18 protein-coding genes are annotated in these 19,689 nt (G+C 72.5%); 8 read left to right on the top strand and 10 right to left on the bottom strand.

The genetic code is table 11. The features are described 5' to 3' along the window. The first annotated feature begins 52 nt into the window (after positions 1-52). The 4 genes from ACGWYL_RS13860 to ACGWYL_RS13845 are packed head-to-tail and all read left to right on the top strand — an operon-like array spanning position 53 to position 4,583. A complete protein-coding gene (locus ACGWYL_RS13860) occupies positions 53-1,519 on the top strand; it encodes an APC family permease (protein ID WP_179424388.1) in 1,467 nt (488 codons plus the stop codon). Continuing rightward, the gene (locus tag ACGWYL_RS13855; RefSeq protein ID WP_179424389.1) at positions 1,516-1,965 is read left to right on the top strand and encodes a hypothetical protein; all 450 of its coding nucleotides are present in this window, start codon (positions 1,516-1,518) and stop codon (positions 1,963-1,965) included. Before ACGWYL_RS13860 ends, ACGWYL_RS13855 begins: the two co-directional genes overlap by 4 nt. A 3-nt stretch (positions 1,966-1,968) precedes the next feature. Then, entirely contained in the window at positions 1,969-3,303 is a 1,335-nt protein-coding gene (locus ACGWYL_RS13850; RefSeq protein WP_395487481.1) for a dipeptidase, read from the top strand. Further along, a complete protein-coding gene (locus ACGWYL_RS13845) occupies positions 3,300-4,583 on the top strand; it encodes a threonine/serine exporter ThrE family protein (RefSeq protein WP_395487480.1) in 1,284 nt (427 codons plus the stop codon). The genes ACGWYL_RS13850 and ACGWYL_RS13845 overlap by 4 nt, the downstream gene beginning before the upstream one ends. Before the next feature lie 6 nt (positions 4,584-4,589). On the opposite strand, the gene ACGWYL_RS13840 is transcribed toward ACGWYL_RS13845, so the two are convergent. Continuing rightward, positions 4,590-6,101 (bottom strand): SulP family inorganic anion transporter, encoded by a 1,512-nt coding sequence (locus ACGWYL_RS13840; protein WP_395487479.1) that lies wholly within the window; start codon positions 6,099-6,101, stop codon positions 4,590-4,592. A gap of 142 nt (positions 6,102-6,243) precedes the next feature. On the opposite strand from ACGWYL_RS13840, the gene ACGWYL_RS13835 reads away from it, so the two are divergent. Beyond that, positions 6,244-7,785 carry a protein kinase gene (locus tag ACGWYL_RS13835; protein WP_395487478.1) on the top strand — a complete coding sequence of 514 codons (1,542 nt, stop codon included), beginning with the start codon at positions 6,244-6,246 and terminating at the stop codon, positions 7,783-7,785. 6 nt (positions 7,786-7,791) lie between these two features. On the opposite strand, the gene ACGWYL_RS13830 is transcribed toward ACGWYL_RS13835, so the two are convergent. Continuing rightward, entirely contained in the window at positions 7,792-8,790 is a 999-nt protein-coding gene (locus ACGWYL_RS13830) for an endonuclease/exonuclease/phosphatase family protein (RefSeq protein WP_395487477.1), read from the bottom strand. A gap of 90 nt (positions 8,791-8,880) precedes the next feature. On the opposite strand from ACGWYL_RS13830, the gene ACGWYL_RS13825 reads away from it, so the two are divergent. After that, positions 8,881-9,639 carry a ZIP family metal transporter gene (locus ACGWYL_RS13825; RefSeq protein ID WP_395487476.1) on the top strand — a complete coding sequence of 253 codons (759 nt, stop codon included), beginning with the start codon at positions 8,881-8,883 and terminating at the stop codon, positions 9,637-9,639. Here the strand turns inward: ACGWYL_RS13825 and ACGWYL_RS13820 are convergent. After that, positions 9,625-10,020 carry an NUDIX hydrolase gene (locus tag ACGWYL_RS13820; RefSeq protein ID WP_395487475.1) on the bottom strand — a complete coding sequence of 132 codons (396 nt, stop codon included), beginning with the start codon at positions 10,018-10,020 and terminating at the stop codon, positions 9,625-9,627. The genes ACGWYL_RS13825 and ACGWYL_RS13820 overlap by 15 nt on opposite strands. Positions 10,021-10,053: 33 nt before the next feature. Between ACGWYL_RS13820 and ACGWYL_RS13815 the strand changes: the two genes are divergently transcribed. Beyond that, positions 10,054-10,521 (top strand): PPOX class F420-dependent oxidoreductase, encoded by a 468-nt coding sequence (locus ACGWYL_RS13815; protein WP_269302147.1) that lies wholly within the window; start codon positions 10,054-10,056, stop codon positions 10,519-10,521. Between the two features lie 85 nt (positions 10,522-10,606). Here ACGWYL_RS13815 and ACGWYL_RS13810 read toward each other — a convergent pair whose 3' ends face one another. After that, the gene (locus ACGWYL_RS13810) at positions 10,607-11,197 is read right to left on the bottom strand and encodes an MOSC domain-containing protein (RefSeq protein WP_395487474.1); all 591 of its coding nucleotides are present in this window, start codon (positions 11,195-11,197) and stop codon (positions 10,607-10,609) included. 82 nt (positions 11,198-11,279) lie between these two features. Between ACGWYL_RS13810 and ACGWYL_RS13805 the strand changes: the two genes are divergently transcribed. Beyond that, positions 11,280-11,867, top strand: coding sequence for a dihydrofolate reductase family protein (locus tag ACGWYL_RS13805; protein WP_395487473.1), 588 nt, complete (start codon positions 11,280-11,282; stop codon positions 11,865-11,867). Between the two features lies 1 nt (position 11,868). On the opposite strand, the gene cobF is transcribed toward ACGWYL_RS13805, so the two are convergent. The 6 genes from cobF to ACGWYL_RS13775 are packed head-to-tail and all read right to left on the bottom strand — an operon-like array spanning position 11,869 to position 19,678. Further along, positions 11,869-12,627: a precorrin-6A synthase (deacetylating) gene (gene cobF / locus ACGWYL_RS13800; protein WP_179424399.1), complete on the bottom strand. Its 759-nt coding sequence runs from the start codon at positions 12,625-12,627 to the stop codon at positions 11,869-11,871. Then, entirely contained in the window at positions 12,624-16,229 is a 3,606-nt protein-coding gene (gene cobN / locus ACGWYL_RS13795; RefSeq protein ID WP_395487472.1) for a cobaltochelatase subunit CobN, read from the bottom strand. Before cobN ends, cobF begins: the two co-directional genes overlap by 4 nt. Next, on the bottom strand, positions 16,226-16,879 hold the full coding sequence (locus tag ACGWYL_RS13790) for a (2Fe-2S) ferredoxin domain-containing protein (protein WP_395487471.1): 654 nt from the start codon (positions 16,877-16,879) through the stop codon (positions 16,226-16,228). Before ACGWYL_RS13790 ends, cobN begins: the two co-directional genes overlap by 4 nt. Next, a complete protein-coding gene (locus ACGWYL_RS13785; protein WP_269302135.1) occupies positions 16,876-17,637 on the bottom strand; it encodes an ABC transporter ATP-binding protein in 762 nt (253 codons plus the stop codon). The genes ACGWYL_RS13790 and ACGWYL_RS13785 overlap by 4 nt, the downstream gene beginning before the upstream one ends. After that, positions 17,634-18,653: an iron ABC transporter permease gene (locus ACGWYL_RS13780; protein WP_269302134.1), complete on the bottom strand. Its 1,020-nt coding sequence runs from the start codon at positions 18,651-18,653 to the stop codon at positions 17,634-17,636. The genes ACGWYL_RS13785 and ACGWYL_RS13780 overlap by 4 nt, the downstream gene beginning before the upstream one ends. Further along, positions 18,650-19,678: an ABC transporter substrate-binding protein gene (locus tag ACGWYL_RS13775; protein ID WP_395487470.1), complete on the bottom strand. Its 1,029-nt coding sequence runs from the start codon at positions 19,676-19,678 to the stop codon at positions 18,650-18,652. The genes ACGWYL_RS13780 and ACGWYL_RS13775 overlap by 4 nt, the downstream gene beginning before the upstream one ends. Positions 19,679-19,689: the final 11 nt, after the last annotated feature.

The following is a 19,689-nucleotide window of genomic DNA, read 5'->3' as shown; positions in this document are numbered from 1 at the left end:
CTGCACGGACGGAGGAGCACATGTTCACCCTCGCAGTACCTCGAGGCACCTCATGACCACCGCGGACCTCTCCGCGGAGGGCGGCGGCTCCCGCGTGCGCGCGGCCACGAGTCGCGCGAGCACGCACCAGTGGATCTCCTGGATCGCGCTGGCGATGATGACCACCAGCTCGGTGGCCAGCCTGCGCGCGGCCCCGACCATGGCGGTCTACGGTCTCGCCTGCGTCTTCCTGTACCTGCTCCCGGCGATCGTCTTCCTCCTGCCGACCTCGCTGGTCTCGGCCGAGCTGGCGTCCGGCTGGGAGGGCGGCATCTACAAGTGGGTGTCGGAGGGCCTGTCCAAGCCGATGGGCTTCCTCGCCGTCTGGTGCCAGTTCGCGATGACGATCTTCTACTACCCGAGCCTGCTGGGGTTCGTGGCCAGCACGCTGGCCTACGTCTTCAACCCCGCCCTGGCCAGCAGCGGCGTCTGGACCGCCGCGGTCATCATCGTCGTGTACTGGTCGGGCGTCTGGGTCTCGGCGCGCGGCACGAAGGGCGTCGCGGGCCTGGCCAGCGGCGGCCTCATCATCGGCACGCTCGTGCCCGGCGTCGTGCTGGTGCTGCTGGGCGTGGTGTTCCTCGGCCAGGGCAACGAGTCGGCCGCGCCGATGACGTCGGACCACCTGCTGCCCGCGTGGGCCGGACTGTCCAGCCTCGTGCTGATCGTCAACAACTTCCTGTCGTACTCCGGGATGGAGATGAACGCGGTGCACGTCGGGTCGCTGAAGAACCCCGCCAAGGAGTTCCCGAAGGCCATGTTCCTGGCGATGGGCCTCGTGCTGACGATCTTCATCCTGCCGGCGCTCGCGATCGCGTGGATCGTGCCCGCCGAGGAGCTCTCGCTCACCGCCGGCGTCATGCAGGCGTTCGACGCGGTCTTCGCGAACTTCGGCTGGCAGTGGCTCACCCCGATCGTCGGCATCATGCTGGTCACCGCCTCGCTCGGCGGCATGCTGACGTGGCTGGCCGGACCGTCGAAGGGCCTGTTGCTGATCTCGCGGCAGGAGGGCTACCTCCCGCCGTTTCTGCAGAAGCTCAACAAGAACGGCGTGCAGCAGAACATCCTCGTGGTCCAGGGCCTCGTCACCACGGTGATCGGCCTGGCCTACGCGCTGATCCCCGACGTCTCCAGCGCGTACTGGATCTTCTCGGTGATCACGACGCAGGTGTACCTGATCATGTACCTGCTGATGTTCGTCGCCGCGGTGCAGCTGCGTCGCAAGGAGCCCGACCACCCGCGCGGCTACCGCGCCCCGATGCTGGTGGGACTGTGCGGCGTGGGCTTCGCGGCCTCGCTGGCGGCCCTGCTGGTCGGCTTCATCCCGCCGTCGCAGTTCGCCTCGGGCAGCTCCGGCGTCTACTTCCTCATCGTGGGCGGCGGCGCGCTCGGCCTGGGCCTGCTGGTGCCGTTCCTGTTCTACCGCTTCCGCAAGCCGTCGTGGAAGCAGCCCCAGCCTGAAGAGGTGGTCGAGTCATGAGCACACACCGGGAGTCGCAGACGAAGCGCGAGCGGTCGTGGATCTACATCACGGCCTGCGTCCTGCTCGGCATCGCGGCGGTGGTCGCCGTGCTGACCTTCAGCGAGGCGCGCGAGTCGAACCGCGCGCAGGAGAAGGCCGACCAGCTGATCGAGGCGTTCGTCGACGCGGGCGCAGCCCGTACGCCCGACCGGGACATGATCGTCCGGGTCTTCGGCGACGACGGCGGCGCGACGTGCGAGAACCCGAACGACGCCCTCCGCCGGGCGACGCTCGCCTCGCTGCTGACGAACGGGGCCACGGGCCCGGGCGCCCGGCCGGTGATCGCCGACAGCCGGGCCGTCCAGGGCCAGCTGCTCGTCATGGAGGTCTACTGCCCCGACGAGCTCGAGGACTTCCGCTCGTACGTGGAGGACCTCAAGACCGACGACCACATCGGAGACTGATCCATGGACCTGCGCCAGCGCATCGATGCCCTCATGCCCTCGGTGCGCGACGAGCTGACCGAGCTCGTCGCGCTCCGTTCGGTGGCCGACCCCCGCCAGTTCCCGCCCGAGGAGTGTGGGCGCACGGCGGAGTGGGTGCGCGCACGGTTCGAGGCACTCGGCTTCGCCGACGCCCGGCTCGAGGAGACGGCCGACGGCAGCCACGCGGTGGTCGGCACCCGACCGTCCGCGCGGGAGGACGCCCCGACGGTCCTGCTGTACGCCCACTACGACGTGCAGCCGCCCGGGAACGAGGCCGACTGGCGCACTCCCCCGTTCGAGCTGACCGAGTCCGGCGGGCGCTGGTACGGCCGGGGCACCGCCGACTGCAAGGGCAACATCGTCATGCACCTCGCGGCTCTGCGGGCGATCGGCGACGACCTGGGGGTCGACCTCCGGCTCGTGGTCGAGGGCTCGGAGGAGCAGGGCACCGGCGGTCTCGAGGGGTTCGTCGAGGCGAACCCCGACCTGTTCCGCGCGGACGCGATCCTCGTGTGCGACACGGGCAACGCGGCGGTGGGCCGTCCGGCGGCGACCGTGAGCCTGCGCGGCATGGTCAACGTCGTGGTCACCCTCGAGTCGGCGACGTCGGAGATCCACTCCGGGATGTTCGGCGGCGCCGCGCCCGACGCCCTCGCGGCGCTCGTGGCCACGCTCGCGAGCCTGCGCGACGAGGAGGGCAACACCACCGTCGACGGTCTCGACAGCGGGCAGGAGTGGACGGGTGCGCCCTATCCGCCCGAGCAGTTCCGCTCGGACGCGGGCGTGCTGGACGGGGTGTCGCTGCTGGGCGACGGCACGGTCTCGGACATGCTCTGGGCGCGGCCCGCGGTGACGATCCTGGGCATCGACTGCCCGCCGGTGATCGGCTCGGCCGCGGCGATCGTTCCGAAGGCGGCCGCTCGCCTCAACCTGCGCATCCCGCCCGGCGTCGACCCCGCCGAGGCCGAGGCCGGACTCGTCGCGCACCTGAAGGCCGCCGTCCCGTGGGGCGTGCACTGCACCGTCGAGACCGAGGCGACGGGCTCGCCCTTCCGGGCCGCCACCGACGGGCCGGCGTATCGGGCCATGGCGTCGGCCATGCACGAGGCGTACGGGGTCGAGATGACGCACCTGGGCCAGGGTGGCTCGATCCCGCTGTGCAACGTGTTCGACGAGCTCTACCCCGAGGCGGAGATCTTCCTCATGGGCGTCGAGGAGCCGCAGGCCCTGATCCACGCCCCCAACGAGAGCGTCGACCCGCGGGAGATCGCGTCCATGGCATTGGCGGAGGCGCTGTTCCTCGAACGCTTCGCATGAGCGAGCGCCGCGAGGCCTACGAGGCGCTCGACCTGGCCCTGCGGATCGGCGAGGTGCTGCTGTCCTCCGGAGCCGGCGCCGCGGACGTGTCGGCCACGATGCTCGAGGTCACGCGGGCCTGCGGCGTGCGCAACGTCTCGGCCGACGTGACCTTCGTCGACCTCACGCTGCGGCACCAGCCGAGTCGGGACGAGCCCGCCGCGATCCAGGTGCGCCGGGTCAACCGACGGCCGGTCGACTACGCGAATCTCGTGGAGGTCGACCAGGCGGTGACCGAGCTCGTGGCCGGCCGCATCACCCGGGACGAGGCCCGCGACCGCGTCGCCCGGATCGTGTCGACCGGCCACAGCCGGCCGCGCTGGGCCGTGACGCTCGGTTGGGGCGTCATGGGCACGGGGATCGCGCTCACCCTGGGTGGCGGGCCGGTCATCTGCGCGCTGGCGTTCATCGCCGCGTGCGGCATCGACGCCACGCAGCGTCTGCTCCCGCCGCACCGCATCCCGACGTTCTACCAGCAGGCGGCGGGCGGGTTCGTCGCGACGATGATCGCGGTGCTCGCGTCGGCCACCTCGATCGAGGCGGATCCGTCCCGCGTCGTCACGTCGGGCATCGTCATGCTGCTGGCGGGCGTGGGCATCCTGGGCGCCACGCAGGACGCGCTGACCGGCTTCCCGGTGACGGCGTCGGCCCGCGTCATCGACGCGTTCCTGAACACGATGGGGATCATCGCGGGCGTGGGCGCGGGGCTCACGGTGGGCGACCTGCTCGGGGTGGGGCTCGTCGACCTCGAGGTCGGCGCCGCCGGCATCGCCGAGGCCGGGGTGATCGTCGTCGGAGCGGCCCTCGCGGCATCGGGCTTCGCGTTCGCCTCCTACGCCCCGTGGCGCGCCCTCGTGGCGGTGGCGCTGGTGGGCGGGCTCGGCCAGGCGGTGCTGCTGTCGGTCAACAGCACCGCCGTCGGGCGCACGTGGGGGTCGGCGGTGGCCGCGGTCGTGATCGGCGCGGTGTGCCACCTCGCCGCCGGCCGGTTCCGGGTGCCGCCGCTGGTCGTCGTGGTGCCCGCGATCGTGCCCCTGCTCCCCGGCCTCGAGGTCTACCGGGGGCTCGCGCTGCTCGCGCAGGGCCACGACGGCGTGCTCGAGCTCGCCTCCGCCCTGGCGACCGCCCTCGCCCTGGCCGCCGGCGTCATCCTCGGCCAGTACGTGGCCCGCCCGATCAAGCGGGAGGCCGATCGGCTGGAGCGCCGCCTGTCGGGTCCGCGGATGGTCGGCCGGGGCTAGCGCCGCTCAGTCCCCCGCGTCGAGGTGGCCGGCCAGTCGGCGGTGCCGCTCGAGGCTGGCCTCGTTCAGGCCCTCGATGCGCACGGTCTTGCCCTTCGCCGCGTACTTGGTCTCGATCGCGTCGAGCGCGGCCACGCTCGACGCGTCCCAGACGTGCGACTCGGACAGGTCGATGACGATGTTCGGCGGGTCGCCCGCGTAGTCGAACTGGTAGACGAGGTCGTTGCTGGACGCGAAGAACAGCTCGCCCCTGACCTTGTAGACCCGGGTGTCCGGGTCGGGGTGCGCGACGTCGACCACCTCGGTGAAGTGGGCGACCCGGCGCACGAACATCACCGACGCGACCAGGACACCGGCGATGACGCCGATCGCGAGGTTGCCCGTGGCCACGACGACGGCGACGGTCACGACCATCACGAAGGTCTCGCTGGGCGGGAGCCGGCGCAGGGTGGCCGGCGTGATGCTGTGCCAGTCGAACGCCGCCACCGAGACCATGATCATCACCGCGACGAGCGCGGCCATGGGGATCGTCGCGACGACGTCGCCGAGGCCGACCACCAGCACGAGCAGGAAGACACCGGCGAGGAACGTGGACAGCCGCGTGCGAGCGCCCGAGACCTTCACGTTGACCATCGTCTGGCCGACCACGGCGCAGCCGCCCATGCCGCCGAACAGACCGGTGACGACGTTGGCGACGCCCTGCGCCCACGACTCGCGCGTCTTGTTCGAGTGGGTGTCGGTGATGTCGTCCACGAGCTTGGCCGTCAGCAGGGACTCCATCAGGCCGACGAGCGCCATCGCCAGCGCGTACGGGCCGATGATCCGCAGCGTCTCGAGGCTCAGCGGGACGTCGGGCGTGAACAGTGACGGCAGGCTGCTGGGCAGCTCGCCCTCGTCCCCCACGGTCGGCACGCCGAGCGACATCGTCACGGCGACCGCGGTCAGGACGGTGATCGCGACGAGCGGCGACGGGATCGCCCGGGTGAGTCGCGGCAGCAGCACGATGATGGCCACGCCGGCGGCCACCATCGGGTAGACGAGCCCCGGCACGCCGATCAGGTGCGGCACCTGCGCCATCAGCACGAGGATCGCCAGCGAGTTGACGAAGCCGACCATCACCGACCGCGGGATGAAGCGCATGAGCCGGGCGACGCCGGCGAACGCCAGCGCGACCTGGATGAGGCCGCCCAGGATCACGGTGGCGATGAGGTGGTCGTAGCCGTGCTCACGCATGACCGGCGCGACGACCAGCGCGACGGCGCCCGTGGCCGCGGAGATCATCGCGGGACGGCCGCCGAGGATCGCCGTCGTGACGGCCATCGTGAACGAGGCGAACAGGCCGACCTCGGGGTCGACGCCCGCGATGATCGAGAAGGCGATCGCCTCGGGGATCAGCGCCAGCGCGACCACCAGCCCGGCCAGCACCTCGGTGCGCAGCAGGCGCGGCGAGGCGAGCGCGGCGCGGACCGTGGGGACGCGTCCGGTCTCGGGCACGCGCGAGGGCGCGGAGGAGGTCATGGGGGTTCCGTTCCGTGCATCCGGGGACGGGGTGCGGACGCCCGGAAATCCTAGTCCCGACAGCGTGAGCGAGAGTCCTCGCGAGCCCGTGCGCTTCATCACTCGGGCCGCGAAGTCGGCGAATCCGACCTACCGTGGACTGGTGACCCAGACCCTGATGCAGCGCTATGCCCTCGACGAGGTCGTCGGCACCGGCGGCATGGGCTCGGTCTACCGAGCCACCGACACGCGCCTCGGCCGCACCGTGGCCATCAAGGTGCTCAGGCCCGGCACGGAGGACGACGAGGTCAACCGCGCGCGGATGCGCAGCGAGGCCCACCTGGCCGCCTCGATCCACCACCCGGGCGTCGCGCAGGTCTTCGACTTCGCGGAGGACGACTCCCCCGAGGACGGTGCGACCTTCATCGTCATGCAGTACGTCGAGGGGCACTCGCTGGGCCAGCTGCTCAAGGAGCGCGGGCCGATGGCGCCCGACCAGGTGATGTCGGTCGTGCAGCAGGTCGCCGAGGGCCTCCAGGCCGCGCACGACGCCGGCATCGTCCACCGCGACCTCAAGCCCGCGAACATCATGCTGACCCCCGAGGGCCGCACGGTTCTCGTCGACTTCGGCATCGCCCGCACCGACACCAGCGAGCCGCTCACCGACACCGGGTCCCTCGTCGGCACGACCGACTACATGAGTCCCGAGCAGGTGCGCGGCCGCCTCGCCACCCCGCAGTCCGACCTGTACGCGCTCGGCGTCGTGGCGTTCCACTGCCTCACCGGCACTTCACCGTTCCGCCGCGAGACGCACATCGGCACGGCGATGGCCCAGCTGCACGACGAGCTGCCGGATCTCGGGCCCAGCGTGCCCGAGGACGTGGCCGGTCTCGTCCGATCGCTCACGGCGAAGGACCCGGCCGACCGCCCGTCCACCGCGGCCGAGGTCGCGTCTGCTGCGTCCCGCATCGGCGCGGCGGGATCGATCGACCTGCCCGAGCGCTTCGAGGAGCCCCACCCGAGCCGCGACGTCGCCACGGACCCCATCCCGCTGCCGACCTCGGCCGTCCGTGCCGTCGCCCCTCACCGGAGCCGCCGCCCGCGGGTCGCCTACGCGTCGGTCGGCGTGATCGTGCTCGTGGCCGCACTGCTCGGAGGACGCCAGCTGATGTTCGGCGGGCCGCCGCTCGTGCCCGACGTCGTGGGGATGCAGGCAGCCGACGCGACGAGCCGGATCGACGAGGCGGGACTCACCGCCCGCACGAAGGTCGTCGACGTCGCGAACACGCCCGAGGGCGAGGTCGTGGAGCAGTCCCCCGCCCCCGGCGCGGAGGGCTCCGAGAGCAGCCCGGTCACGCTCTCGGTTGCGTCCGGCAAGGTGCGGATCACCGCCAAGAGCCTCATCGGCAAGCCGTTCGCCGACGTCGCGGCGGCGCTCGAGCGGCGCGGCTTCGCCGTGAAGCGCGCGGATGTCACGCGGGCCGGGGACACCGGCGAGGTCGTCGCACTCGACAAGACCGGCCGGCTGCCCGACGGCGCCACGATCCTGGTCTCCGTGGCGGTTGCGCCGGTCGTCACGAACGCCGCGACGGCGCCGAAGGCCACGAGCGGCGGCAGCGGCGCCGCGAAGTCCAGCGGCAACCAGGGCAAGGGCAAGAACAACGGCAAGGCCAAGGGGAAGTCGAAGGGCAAGGGCAAGGGCTGAGCCCCGTCAGTCCTCCTCTGTCACCCGCAGCGCGATCGGGAAGTGGTCCGAGAACCCCTGCTTGTCGACCGGGTGGCCCATCCCGCCGAACGGGACCGGCCGGGGGTACTGTCCCTCGTCCGCCGTGCCGGGGAAGCGCAGGATCCGCACCGACTCCTCGTCGACGCGCAGCGGTCCGTCGGCCGCCATCGCCCGGTTCACCAGCACCTGGTCGAGCAGGTTCGGCTGGTTCTGCCAGTAGAAGCTGCCGTCCGGCTGGCCGCCGCGGCCGCCGAGCAGCGGCCAGGCGAGGTTCCACAGCAGCGGGACGTCGGCGTTGAGCACGCGGTTGCGCTGGCGGGTGCTGAGCGCGTGCGTGACGAGCGAGACGTCGAACGGCTCGTCGTTGAAGTCGCCCAGCGCCAGCACGGGGGTCTCCGGTCCGTGCACCTCCAGCACCCGCTCGTGGAAGTAGGCGAGGGTCTCACCCGCGATGTCGCGGTAGCCGGCCGACTCGTACTGGCCCCCGCTCCGCGACGGCCAGTGGTTGCCGAAGACGGCCCACGTGCGAGCGCCGTGGCGGGTGCGGAAGTTGACCTGCACGATCTCGCGCGTGGCGTTGCGGCGCATGACGACGTGGAAGAACGTCTCGTCGGCGGGCACCTCGAACAGCCCCGTGTCGTAGAGGAACGCCACGTCGATGCCGCGCGCGTCGTCGGTGTCGGCGTGGGCGATGCCGTAGTGCCGCCCCGGAAGACGCTTCTCGACGTTGGCCACCAGCAGGTTGAGGACGAAGCGGTTCTCCACTTCGCACACGCCCAGCAGATCGGGTCCGGCACCGTCGTTCATCTGGGCGATCACCGACGCGAGCTGGTCGATCTTGCGGTTGCGGAGCGTGCGCGTCCAGCCCCTGAGGTCGTTCCCGAGGACCCGCCGGACCTTCTCGGTGCGCCGGGTCGCGGGAGCCTTCTCCTCGTCGAAGAGGTTCTCCACGTTCCACCACGCGACGTAGTAGTCGACGGACATGCGTCCACCTCCTCGGCGTCCCTCTCATGATGCACCCGCATCGGCCCGTCGTGACCTGCGTCGGTGCCTCCGGACTGACACGATCAGGGGATGGACATGCCGATCGGGGTGGAGGCGGGCCTGTGGGGCCTGGTGGCGGGCGGTGCGCTGGTGATCGGTGCGGCGGTCGCGTGGCTCGTGCCCGTGCCGCGCCGTGTGGTCGCATCGGTGATGGCGTTCGGCGCCGGCGTCCTCATCTCGGCCCTGTCCTTCGACCTGGTCGACGAGGCCGAGCAGCTGGGCGGGCTCCGGCCCACCGTGCTCGGCTTCCTCGCAGGCGCACTCGCCTACGTCGCGGCCAACCTCGTGCTGGCCCGGTACGGCGCCCGCCACCGGAAGCGGTCGGGTGCTCAGCAGTCGTCCGAGGAGGAGCAGTCGGGCAGCGGCACGGCGATCGCCATCGGCGCGCTGCTCGACGGCATCCCGGAGTCGGTCGTCCTCGGGCTGTCCCTCGTGGGCGGGGGCGGCGTCGGGGTTCCCGTGCTGGCGGCGATCTTCGTCTCGAACCTGCCCGAGGGGCTGTCGAGCGCCGCCGGCATGAAGCGCAAGGGCCGCTCGGCCCGCTACGTCTTCGGGGTGTGGGGCGGCATCGCGGTGGCGAGCGGGCTGGCGGCCATGGCCGGGTGCCTGCTGCTGGAGGGCGCCTCCCCCACCACGATCGCCGCCATCACGGCCGTGGCGGCGGGCGCGATCCTGGCGATGGTGGCGGACACGATGATCCCCGAGGCGTTCGAGCGCACGCACCTGTACGCGGGGCTCCTGGCGACGATCGGGTTCCTGTGCGCGTTCACGATCTCACGCGCGGGCTGAGCGCAGCAGGTCCAGCAGGTCGTCGACCATCGGCAGTGCCGCCATCTCGTCGAGGCTGAACCAGCCCGCGTCATCGGCGTCGTCACCCGCCACGAGCCGGCCCGACACGACCGTCGCCGCGAAGTCGTGGATCTCGTAGTCGCGGCCGTCGCCGATCGGCACGTGCGCGGTCCAGAGCTCGGGCCCGACCTCGACGACGTAGCCGGTCTCCTCCAGCACCTCGCGGGTGCACGCCTCCTCGAGCGTCTCCCCCGGCTCGACCCGGCCGCCCGGGACGGACCACTGCCCGCGCCCCGGGTCGTGCGCACGGCGCACCAGCAGGACGCGACCCTCGTCGTCGAGCACGACGGCGCTCGCGGCGAGGACGGGAGCTTCGACCATGCCCCCATCATCCCCGCGGCGTAGCGTGAGTCCATGCCCCGCTCGATCGCCACCAACACCCGTGTCGGCCTCGACGAGCTGCTCGACTTCGTCCGGCCGCGTCACCGGTTCATCCTGCTCACGCGACGCTCCGACGGCAGCCCGCAGGCCTCGCCGGTCACCGGCGGGGTCGACGACTCCGGACGGCTCGTGATCTCCACCTATCCCGAGCGGGCGAAGACGCACAACGCGCGCCGCGACCCCGAGGTCAGCGTGGTCGTGCTGTCGGACGAGTGGAACGACGCGTGGGTGCAGGTCAACGGCACGGCCGAGGTGCTCGACGTGCCCGACGCGCTGGACGCGTTCGTCGAGTACTTCCGGAACATCTCCGGCGAGCACTCCGACTGGGACGAGTACCGGCAGGCGATGCTCGACCAGGGCAAGAGCCTGATCCGGATCACGCCCACGTCCTGGGGCCCGATCTCGACCGGCGGCTTCCCCGCGCGCCTCGCCGACGACTAGCCAGCGCCCCGAGATTTGCTCCGATTTCCACCTTTCGGCACGTCTGAAACGTGGAAAGTGGAGCAAATCTCGGGACGGGCGGAGGTCAGACCGGCTGGAGTGGCGTGTGCGGCTCGGCCGGCAGCGTGATGGTGACCGCGGTGCCGGGGCGCACCTCTCCCCCGCGCTCGACGACGGCCATCACGCCGGCCTTGCGGACCACGGGTGCCGAGGCGCCCGCGGAGCCGGTGGGCGGGGCGGGTCGCGAGGCGGGCGTGCCGTCCGCCTTGGCCAGCACCACCTTGATGAGTCCGGGCTGGAAGCGGTTGATCTGCACGCAGGGGTTGCGCAGGCCGGTGATCCGCACGACCGGGCCGCCGAGGTCGAGCAGCGTCCCGGTGGGCAGGCCGAGCAGGTCGACGCCCTCGGTCAGCACGTTCTCGCCGAGGTCGCCGGCGGTCAGCTCGTGCCCCATCGCGCGGGCCTCGTCGAACAGCTCGGCGTGGATCAGGTGCACCTGGCGCAGGTTGGGCTGCCGGGGGTCCTTCCGCACGCGCGACCGGTGCTTCACGAAGGCGCCGGCGTGGGCGTCACCCTCGACCCCGTGGCCCTCGACGAGCGTGATGGACTCGACCGGCACCTTGCTGAAGCGGTGCCGGTCGTCCCGGCTGACGGCGACGACGCGGGGATCGGGCATGGGCCCATGCTGTCACGCGGTGCTGGCCGGATCGACGCCTGCGGTGGACACTCGGAGAAAGGGGCCGAGGCGGGGAGGCAGCATGACCGCGACCTACACCTTCGACGTGTTCGCCAGCGTGGACGGCTACGGCTCGTACCGGCCGCCGGGCGACTGGGGCGGGTACTGGGGCCGGCAGGGTCCCGAACTGCTGCGGCGCCGCGAGGAGCTCTACGCGTCGGACGTCCGGATGGTGCTCGGCGCCACGACCTTCCGTGAGTTCGTCGAGATGCTGTCCACCGACCGGTACCCCGAGCTCGACGACACGTGGGTCGGACGGATGCGCCGGATGCCCACCACGGTCGTCTCGTCGACGCTGGACGGCGACCTCGACGGGCCCGACGTCACCGTGGCTCGCGGCGACGCTGCCGAGGTCGTGGCGCGGCTGAAGGAGGAGTCCGACGTGCCGCTGCGCTCCCACGGCAGTCTCGGCCTGAACCGCGACCTCATGGCGGCGGGGCTCGTCGACGTGGTGCAGCTGACGGTGTTCCCGGTGCTGACCGGGCGCACGGGCGAGCGGCCCGTGCTGGCCGACGCCGAGGACTTCGACCTCGAGCTGCTGGAGCACCGCGTGCTCGACGACCGCACCGTCGAGCTGACGTACCGGCCCTCGCTGCGGACGTGGGACTGAGTCAGGCCCGGCGCAGCAGGTACGTGTCCATGACCCAGCCGCGGGCGGCCCGGGCCTCCGCACGCCTGGCCGCGATCTCCTCGACGACGCGGTCGAGCCGGCCGGCGACCACGACCTCGTCCGCCGATCCCAGGTTGGCGCCCCACCAGACGTTCCAGGCCGCGCGCTCCGGCAGGCGCCGGCACGTCAGCGACCCGTCGAGCATCACCACGAGGTTGTCCCCGGCGGTCGCGTCCTCCAGCAGGCGCCGGCCGGTGGTGATGGTGATCGGGCCGCCGACGGCGTTGAGCACGAGCCGGTGCCGCGCGGCGAGCAGCTGCACGCTGCTGAGTCCGGGCACGACCTCGACCTCGACGTCGACGACCCCGCGCTCCTCGATGCGGTCGGCGAGCCGGATCGCCGAGTCGTAGAGCGACGGGTCGCCCCAGACCAGGATCGCCGCGTCCCCCGGGTGCTCCAGCAGCGTTGCCTCGAACGCGATCGCGCGCGCCTCGTGCCAGTCGCGCACGGCACCGGCGTAGTCGGTCGGGTCGTCGCGGTCGCGCTCCGGGTCGGGCACCGCCACGAGATGCCACGGTCCGCGCACGTGGCGGCGGCAGATCTCCTCGCGCATGGCGATGAGGTCGGCCGTGCCGGGGTGCTGCGCGGTCTTGTCGGCGACGAGCAGGTGGTCGACCTCGTTGAGCACCCGGGCCGCCTGCGCCGTCAGCAGGTCGGGGTCGCCCGGCCCGAGTCCGACGAGCGCGAGCCGCCGCGTCACGCGTCGTCCTCCAGGTCGCCCTCGACCTCCAGGTAGACGCGCGCCATCTCGGCCATGACCTCGGGATCGGGCTCCTCCCACAGGCCGCGGTCGGCGGCCTCGTTGAGCCGCTCGACGATGCCGCGCAGGGCCCACGGGTTGGAGCGCCGCATGAACTCCTGGTTCGTCTCGTCGAGCACGTACTCCTTCGCCAGGGACTCGTACATCCAGTCGTGCACGACCCCCGCCGTGGCGTCGAAGCCGAACAGGTAGTCCACCGTCGCCGCCAGCTCGAACGCACCCTTGTACCCGTGGCGCTGCATCGCGGAGATCCAGCGCGGGTTGACGACGCGCGAGCGGAAGACGCGGTTCGTCTCCTCCTGCAGCGTGCGGGTGCGCACCGCGTCGGGGGTGGTGGAGTCGCCGACGTACGCCTTCGGCTCGGTGCCGGTCAGCGCGCGGACCGTGGCGATCATGCCGCCGTGGTACTGGAAGTAGTCGTCGGAGTCGGCGATGTCGTGCTCGCGCGAGTCGATGTTCTTCGCGGCCACCGCGATGCGGCGGTAGCTCGTGCGCATGTCGTCGCTGGCGGCGACGCCGTCGAGGTCGCGGCCGTAGGCGAAGCCGCCCCACGCCGTGTAGACCTCGGCGAGGTCGGCGTCGTCGCGCCACGTGCCCGACTCGACGACCTGCAGGATGCCGGCGCCGTACGAGCCGGGCTTCGAGCCGAAGATGCGGGTCGTGGCACGGCGGTGGTCGCCGTGCTCCGCGAGGTCCTGCGCCGTGTGGGCCCGCACGTAGTTGGACTCCTCGGGCTCGTCGAGGTCGGCCACGAGCCGCACCGCGTCGTCGAGGATCTCGATGACGTGCGGGAACGCATCGCGGAAGAACCCGGAGATGCGCACCGTGACGTCGATCCGCGGGCGCCCCAGCTCGGCGAGGTCGATGACCTCCAGGCCGTTGACGCGGCGCGACGCGGGATCCCACGTGGGCCGGACGCCCAGCAGTGCCAGGACCTCGGCGATGTCGTCGCCGGACGTGCGCATCGCGGAGGTGCCCCAGACGGACAGCCCGACCGAGCGCGGGTACTCCCCCGTGTCCTCGAGGTGCCGGGCGACGAGCGACTCGGCCATCGCCTGACCCGTGTCCCAGGCCAGCCGCGAGGGCACGGCGCGGGGATCGACCGTGTAGAAGTTCCGGCCGGTCGGCAGCACGTTCACGAGGCCGCGCAGCGGCGAGCCCGACGGTCCGGCCTGGATGAACCGGCCGTCCAGCGCGCGCAGGATGTTGGTCAGCTCGTCGGTGGTGGCCGCGAGCCGCGGGACGACCTGCTCGGCCGCGAAGCGCAGCACGGCCTGCACGATCGGGTCGTCGTGCACCGTGTCGATCGCGGCCGGGTCCCAGCCCGACTTCTCCATGGTCTCGACGAGACCGCGGGCCTGGGCCTCGACGGCGTCGACCTCGGGCAGGGGGGCGTCCTCCGCCAGGCCCAGCGCCGCGCGCAGTCCCGGCAGCGCCTTCTCCTGGCCACCCCACACCTGTGTGGCGCGCAGCACGGCGAGCACGAGGTTCACCCGCGCCTCGCCCTCGGGCGCCTGCCCCAGCACGTGCAGGCCGTCGCGGATCTGGACGTCCTTGATCTCGCACAGCCAGCCGTCGACGTGCAGCAGGAAGTCGTCGAACTCCTCGTCGCCGGGTCGCTCGTCGAGGCCGAGGTCGCGGTGCATCTGCGCGGACTGCATGAGTGTCCAGATCTGCTGGCGGATGGCCGGCAGCTTCGGCGGGTCCATCGCGGCCACGTTCGCGTACTCGTCGAGCAGCTGCTCCAGCTTCGCGATGTCGCCGTAGCCCTCGGCGCGCGCCATCGGCGGGACGAGGTGGTCGACGATCGTCGCGTGCGCGCGCCGCTTGGCCTGCGCGCCCTCGCCCGGGTCGTTGACCAGGAACGGGTAGATCAGCGGCATGCTGCCGATCGCGGCGTCCGTCGCACAGGCGGCCGACAGCGCGGCGTTCTTGCCCGGCAGCCACTCCATCGACCCGTGCTTGCCGAGGTGCACCACGGCGTCGGCCCCGAAGCCGTGCTCCAGCCAGCGGTACGCCGCGAGGTAGTGGTGCGAGGGCGGCATGTCGGGATCGTGGTAGATCGCGACCGGGTTCTCGCCGAAGCCGCGCGGCGGCTGGATGAGGATGACGACGTTGCCCGCGCGCAGGGTGGCCAGCACGATGTCGCCGTCGTCGTCGACGAACAGCGATCCCGGCGCCTCGCCCCAGGTCTCGACCATCTCGTCGCGCAGCGCGGCCGGGAGGTCGGCGGTCCAGCGCAGGTAGTCGTCGCGGCTGATGCGCACGTGCGAGCTGCTGAGCTGGGCCTGCGTCAGCCACTCCTCGTCCTGGCCGCCGGCCTCGATGAGCGCGTGGATGAGCGCGTTGCCCGACGTGGTGTCCGGCTCCTCACCCTCCACGGGCGGCAGTGGGTCGACGCCGGGGATCTCGCCCGGCGCGCCGAGGTCGTAGCCGGCGTCGCGGAGCTGCCGCAGCAGGCGGATCGCCGACACGGGGGTGTCGAGGCCAACCGCGTTGCCGATCCGGCTGTGCTTCGTCGGGTACGCCGACAGCACGAGGGCGACCCTGCGCTCGGCCGGCGGCACGAACCGGAGCCGGGCGTGGTTGACCGCGATGCCGGCCACCCGTGCGCAGCGCTCCGGATCGGTCTCGTAGCGCGGCAGGCCGTCGTCGTCGACCTCCTTGAACGAGAACGGCACCGTGATGAGGCGCCCGTCGAACTCGGGGATGGCGATCTGCGTGGCCGAGTCGATCGGCGTGACGCCGTCGTCGGAGGCCTCCCACTCCTCGCGCGTCGAGGTCAGCGCAAGTGCCTGCAGGACGGGCACGTCGAGGGCGCGCAGCCGCTCGACGTCCCACGCCTCGTCGTCCCCGCCGGCGCTCGCGGTCGCGGGCTTGGACCCGCCGGCGGCCAGCACCGTGACGACGATGGCGTCGAGGGTCGCGAGCTCGTCGAACAGGTCGTCGGCGGCGGCGCGCAGGGACGAGACGAAGATCGGGACGCCGGTGCCACGGCCTGTCGCGTCGATCGCCTCCGCGAGCTCGTGCGCGAACCTCTGGTTCCCGCTCACCTCGTGCGCCCGGTAGTAGAGGATGCCGACGCGCGGGAGGCCCTCGGTGGCGGGCGTGGCGCGCTCGCTCACGCCCCATTCGGGCAGCACGGCGGGCGGCTCGAAGCCCTCGCCCGTGAGCAGGACGGTGTCGGACAGGAAGGCGTGCAGCTGGCGCAGGTTCTCGGCGCCGCCCTCGGCGAGGTAGCGGTGGGCCTCGGCGCACACGCCGATCGGCGCGGTCGACAGCTCCATGAGGGCCGCGTTCGGGAGCCGCTCGCCACCGAGCACGACGAGCGGACGGCCCCGCTCGCGCACGAGGGCGGCGACGTCGCGGACGTCCTCCGGTGAGCCCAGGACGCGCAGGACGACCAGGTCGGCCTCGTCCACCAGCGCGTCGCGGCGGTCGTCGGTCACCCGGGCGGGGTTCGCCCACGAGTAGGCGGCGCCGCTGGCGCGGGCCGACAGGAGGTCGGTGTCGGACGTGGACATGAGGGCGATGCGGGTCATGCTGCTCCTTCGGGTGGCGCGGTGGTGCCGGGGATGCGGAGGTCGTCGAGGGGTCGGCCGGCGGCGAGGTGCTCGCGCACGAGCCGGACGGCGTCGTCGGGTCCGACGGGGCCGTACCAGGCGCCCTCGGGGTGGACGACGGCCACGGGTCCGTGGTTGCACGGGAACAGGCAGCCGGTCTGGGCCATGAGGACGTCGGAGTCCGTGAGGCCCTCCTGCACGAGGGCCATGACGAGGGCGCGGTAGGTGTCGTCGGACCCGTGGGCGCTGCAGCGCGGTCCGCGGCACAGCAGCAGGTGGTGCCGGTGGGCCGGAGGGGCATTCCAGGCCGAGGACGTCAGGGCGGCCTCGCGGCCCGTGATGGTCCGGTCACCGAAGTGCAGGATCGGCGGGTCGACCTGCGCGCGGAGCCAGTGCCCCGCCACGCGTCCCACCCACGAGCGAGCGAACGCGAGGTCGTCCGTGGAGACGGGCTCGAGACGCAGCTCGCGCACGCCCTCGCCGTGCAGCTCGTCGAGCACGCGGACCAAGGTCGGCTCGGCGCCCTGCAGGAACGCGATCCGGGCGCCCGCCTCCGTGGCGGCGCGGCGCAGCACGCCTTGGCGCGCGGCGTCCGACAGGGTGGTGGCGACGTGGACGAGGACGGTCATGGCTGCCACACCACCGTCAGGGCCCCGGTGACGGGGTGCGGCTCCACGAACGCGGTGACGCCGTAGACGTCGGCGACGAGGTCCTCGGTGATGACCGCGGTGGGTGTGCCGGAGGCCACGACGCGGCCCTCGGCCAGGACCACCACCTCGTCGCAGTAGGCCGCCGCGAGGTTGAGGTCGTGCAGGGCGGCCACGGCGGTGACCTCGGCGTCGCGGACGAGCCGCAGCACCTCGAGCTGGTGACGGACGTCGAGGTGGTTGGTGGGCTCGTCGAGCAGCAGCACCTCGGGGTCCTGGGCCAGCGCCCGCGCGATCTGCACCCGCTGGCGCTCGCCGCCGGAGAGGGTCGCGTAGGGCTGCTCCAGTCGCTCGAGCACGCCGGTCGCCGCGGCCGCACGGCGTACGGCGTCGACGTCGTGCTCCCCCGCGGGCTGCCACGAGCGCCGGTGCGGGATCCGGCCGAGCTCGATGACGTCGCGGACGAGCGGGTCGGTGTCCGTCGCGGACTCCTGCTCGACCACGCCGACGCGCTGGGCGACGTGACGCCGCCGCAGGGTCGCGAGGTCGTCGTCGCCCAGCCGGACCACCCCGGACGAGGGGGCCCGCAGCCCGGCGAGCAGCCGCAGCAGGCTCGACTTGCCCGACCCGTTGGGCCCGAGCAGCCCGACCATCGAGCCGGGCGCCGCGTCGATGCTGACGCCGTCGACGATCAGGCGGTCGCGGACCGCCCAGGACACGGAGGAGGCGCTGAGGCTCATGCGCGGGACCTCCGACGCAGCAGGACCAGGGCGAACGCCGGCACGCCGAGCAGCGCCGTGGCCACGCCGACGGGGAGCTCCTGCGGATCGATGATGGTGCGGGCGGCCGTGTCGACCCACACGAGGAACACGGCGCCGCTGATCGCCGCGAGCGGCAGCATCCGGCGATGGTTCACGCCCACCATCGCGCGGGCCACGTGCGGCAGGACGAGCCCGACGAACCCGATGGCACCGGACGTGCTGACGATGACCGCCGTGGTCAGTGCGGTGATCACGAGCAGGATGATCCGGGCGCGGCCCACGTCGACGCCGAGGGCGGCGGCGCTGTCCTGGCCGAACGCGAACGCGTCCAGGGTCGACGCCAGCAGCAGGCACGCGACCACGGCGAGCGCCACCGTCGAGCCCACGACCGCGACGTCGGTCCACGAGGCGCTGCCGAGCGAGCCGAGCAGCCAGAACAGCACGCCGCGGGTCTGCTCGGCGTCGGCGGCGGTGAAGACGATGAACGAGGTCAGCGCCGAGAACAGCTGCGTCGCCGCGACGCCGGCCAGCACGACACGGTCGGTGGTCCCGCCCGCCGCCGCGGCGAGCACGAGCACCAGCAGGAACGCGCCCATCGCGCCCACGAAGGCGCCTCCCGCCAGGCCGATCGTCCCCGCGCCGACGCCGAGCACGACGATCGAGACCGCTCCGGTGGAGGCGCCGGACGAGACGCCGAGGACGAACGGGTCGGCCAGCGGGTTGCGCAGCAGCGACTGCAGGATGACGCCGCAGACGGCCAGGCCGGCCCCGCACGCCGCGGCGAGCAGCGTGCGGGGCAGGCGCAGGTTCCAGACGATGCCCTCCTGGATGCGGGTCAGCCCGGACTCGCCGCCGATGGCCCGCGACCAGGCCAGGGACAGCACGGACCGCGGACCGACGTCCGAGGGGCCGATGGTCACCGCGACGCACACCGACGCGACCAGCACCGCCACCCCGGCCGAGCCCAGGATCCAGGCGCGCCGGGTGACCGTCACTGCGACAGGCCGAACTCGGCCAGCGCGTCGGCGACCTGCTCGAGGCCCTCGACGGTGCGGATCGAGGGGTTCAGCGCGGCGCCCGAGAGCGCGACGTAGCGCCGGTTCCTGACCGCCGTCATCTCGCGCGTGACGGGGTTGGACTCGAGGAACTCGATCTTGGCCTGCGCAGACTCGGCCGTCTGGCTCTTGCGGGTGAGGTCGCCGATCACGAGGACGTCGGGGTCGCGCTCCGCGACGGTCTCCCAGCCCACCTGCGGCCACTCGGCCTTGGTGTCGTCGAAGACGTTCTCCAGGCCGAGCGCCCGGGTGATGATGCCGGGACCGCCGCAGCAGCCGGCGAGGTAGGGCGACTCGGCGTTCGCGAACCAGTACAGGACGCTGACGTCGTCCTCCGGGGCCTTCGCGGAGGCGGCCGCGACGCGGTCCTGCAGCGACGAGACCAGCTCGTCGCCACGGTCCTCCACGTCGAGCAGCTCGGCCAGCTCGGTGATCTCGCGGTAGATCGCGTCGATCTCGAGGACACCGGTCCGGGCGCCGTCGTCGTCGCCCTCGTTGTCCTTGCCCTCGCACTCGGCGGGCGACAGGTACGTGGGCACGCCGAGGTCGGCGAACGCGCCCGCCGTGCCGACGCCGCCCTTGCCCAGCGTGCTGGCGAACGAGGCGGTCACGAGGTCGGGCTCGGTCTGCAGGACCCGCTCCATCGAGGGGGCGCTGTCGGCGAGCCGCTCGACCTTCGCGTTCTCGGCCTCCAGGCCGTTCATGACGGGGTCGGTCCAGGTGCCGGTGCCGGCCATCCGGTCGGCCACTCCGAGGGACAGCAGGATCTCGGTGGAGCCCTGGTTCAGTGAGACGATGCGCTGCGGCGCGGACTCGACGGTGGTGGTGCGGCCGCAGTTCTCGAGGGTGCGAGGGTAGCCGTCGGAGGAGGCGCGGTCGGGATCGGTGTCCTCGGACGCACAGGCGCCGAGGGTCAGCAGGCCTGCGGAGAGCAGGACGAGGGTACGGCGGACAGAGGTACGCACGGGCGTGATCC

This window comes from Aeromicrobium sp. JJY06 (assembly GCF_044069275.1).
Taxonomy (GTDB): Bacteria; Actinomycetota; Actinomycetes; order Propionibacteriales; family Nocardioidaceae; genus Aeromicrobium; species Aeromicrobium tamlense.
Note: the sequence above shows the minus strand (reverse complement) of the source record. Positions and strands in the feature narration are given on the sequence as shown.

Coding starts and splice junctions, on each gene's coding strand:
- ACGWYL_RS13790 (WP_395487471.1), bottom strand. CDS start 16,879: ATGACCGTCCTCGTCCACGTCGCCACCACCCTGTCGGACGCCGCGCGC.
- ACGWYL_RS13810 (WP_395487474.1), bottom strand. CDS start 11,197: ATGCCCGATCCCCGCGTCGTCGCCGTCAGCCGGGACGACCGGCACCGC.
- ACGWYL_RS13860 (WP_179424388.1), top strand. CDS start 53: ATGACCACCGCGGACCTCTCCGCGGAGGGCGGCGGCTCCCGCGTGCGC.
- ACGWYL_RS13855 (WP_179424389.1), top strand. CDS start 1,516: ATGAGCACACACCGGGAGTCGCAGACGAAGCGCGAGCGGTCGTGGATC.
- ACGWYL_RS13830 (WP_395487477.1), bottom strand. CDS start 8,790: ATGTCCGTCGACTACTACGTCGCGTGGTGGAACGTGGAGAACCTCTTC.
- cobN (WP_395487472.1), bottom strand. CDS start 16,229: ATGACCCGCATCGCCCTCATGTCCACGTCCGACACCGACCTCCTGTCG.
- ACGWYL_RS13850 (WP_395487481.1), top strand. CDS start 1,969: ATGGACCTGCGCCAGCGCATCGATGCCCTCATGCCCTCGGTGCGCGAC.
- ACGWYL_RS13820 (WP_395487475.1), bottom strand. CDS start 10,020: ATGGTCGAAGCTCCCGTCCTCGCCGCGAGCGCCGTCGTGCTCGACGAC.
- ACGWYL_RS13815 (WP_269302147.1), top strand. CDS start 10,054: ATGCCCCGCTCGATCGCCACCAACACCCGTGTCGGCCTCGACGAGCTG.
- ACGWYL_RS13785 (WP_269302135.1), bottom strand. CDS start 17,637: ATGAGCCTCAGCGCCTCCTCCGTGTCCTGGGCGGTCCGCGACCGCCTG.
- ACGWYL_RS13840 (WP_395487479.1), bottom strand. CDS start 6,101: ATGACCTCCTCCGCGCCCTCGCGCGTGCCCGAGACCGGACGCGTCCCC.
- ACGWYL_RS13825 (WP_395487476.1), top strand. CDS start 8,881: ATGGACATGCCGATCGGGGTGGAGGCGGGCCTGTGGGGCCTGGTGGCG.
- ACGWYL_RS13805 (WP_395487473.1), top strand. CDS start 11,280: ATGACCGCGACCTACACCTTCGACGTGTTCGCCAGCGTGGACGGCTAC.
- ACGWYL_RS13845 (WP_395487480.1), top strand. CDS start 3,300: ATGAGCGAGCGCCGCGAGGCCTACGAGGCGCTCGACCTGGCCCTGCGG.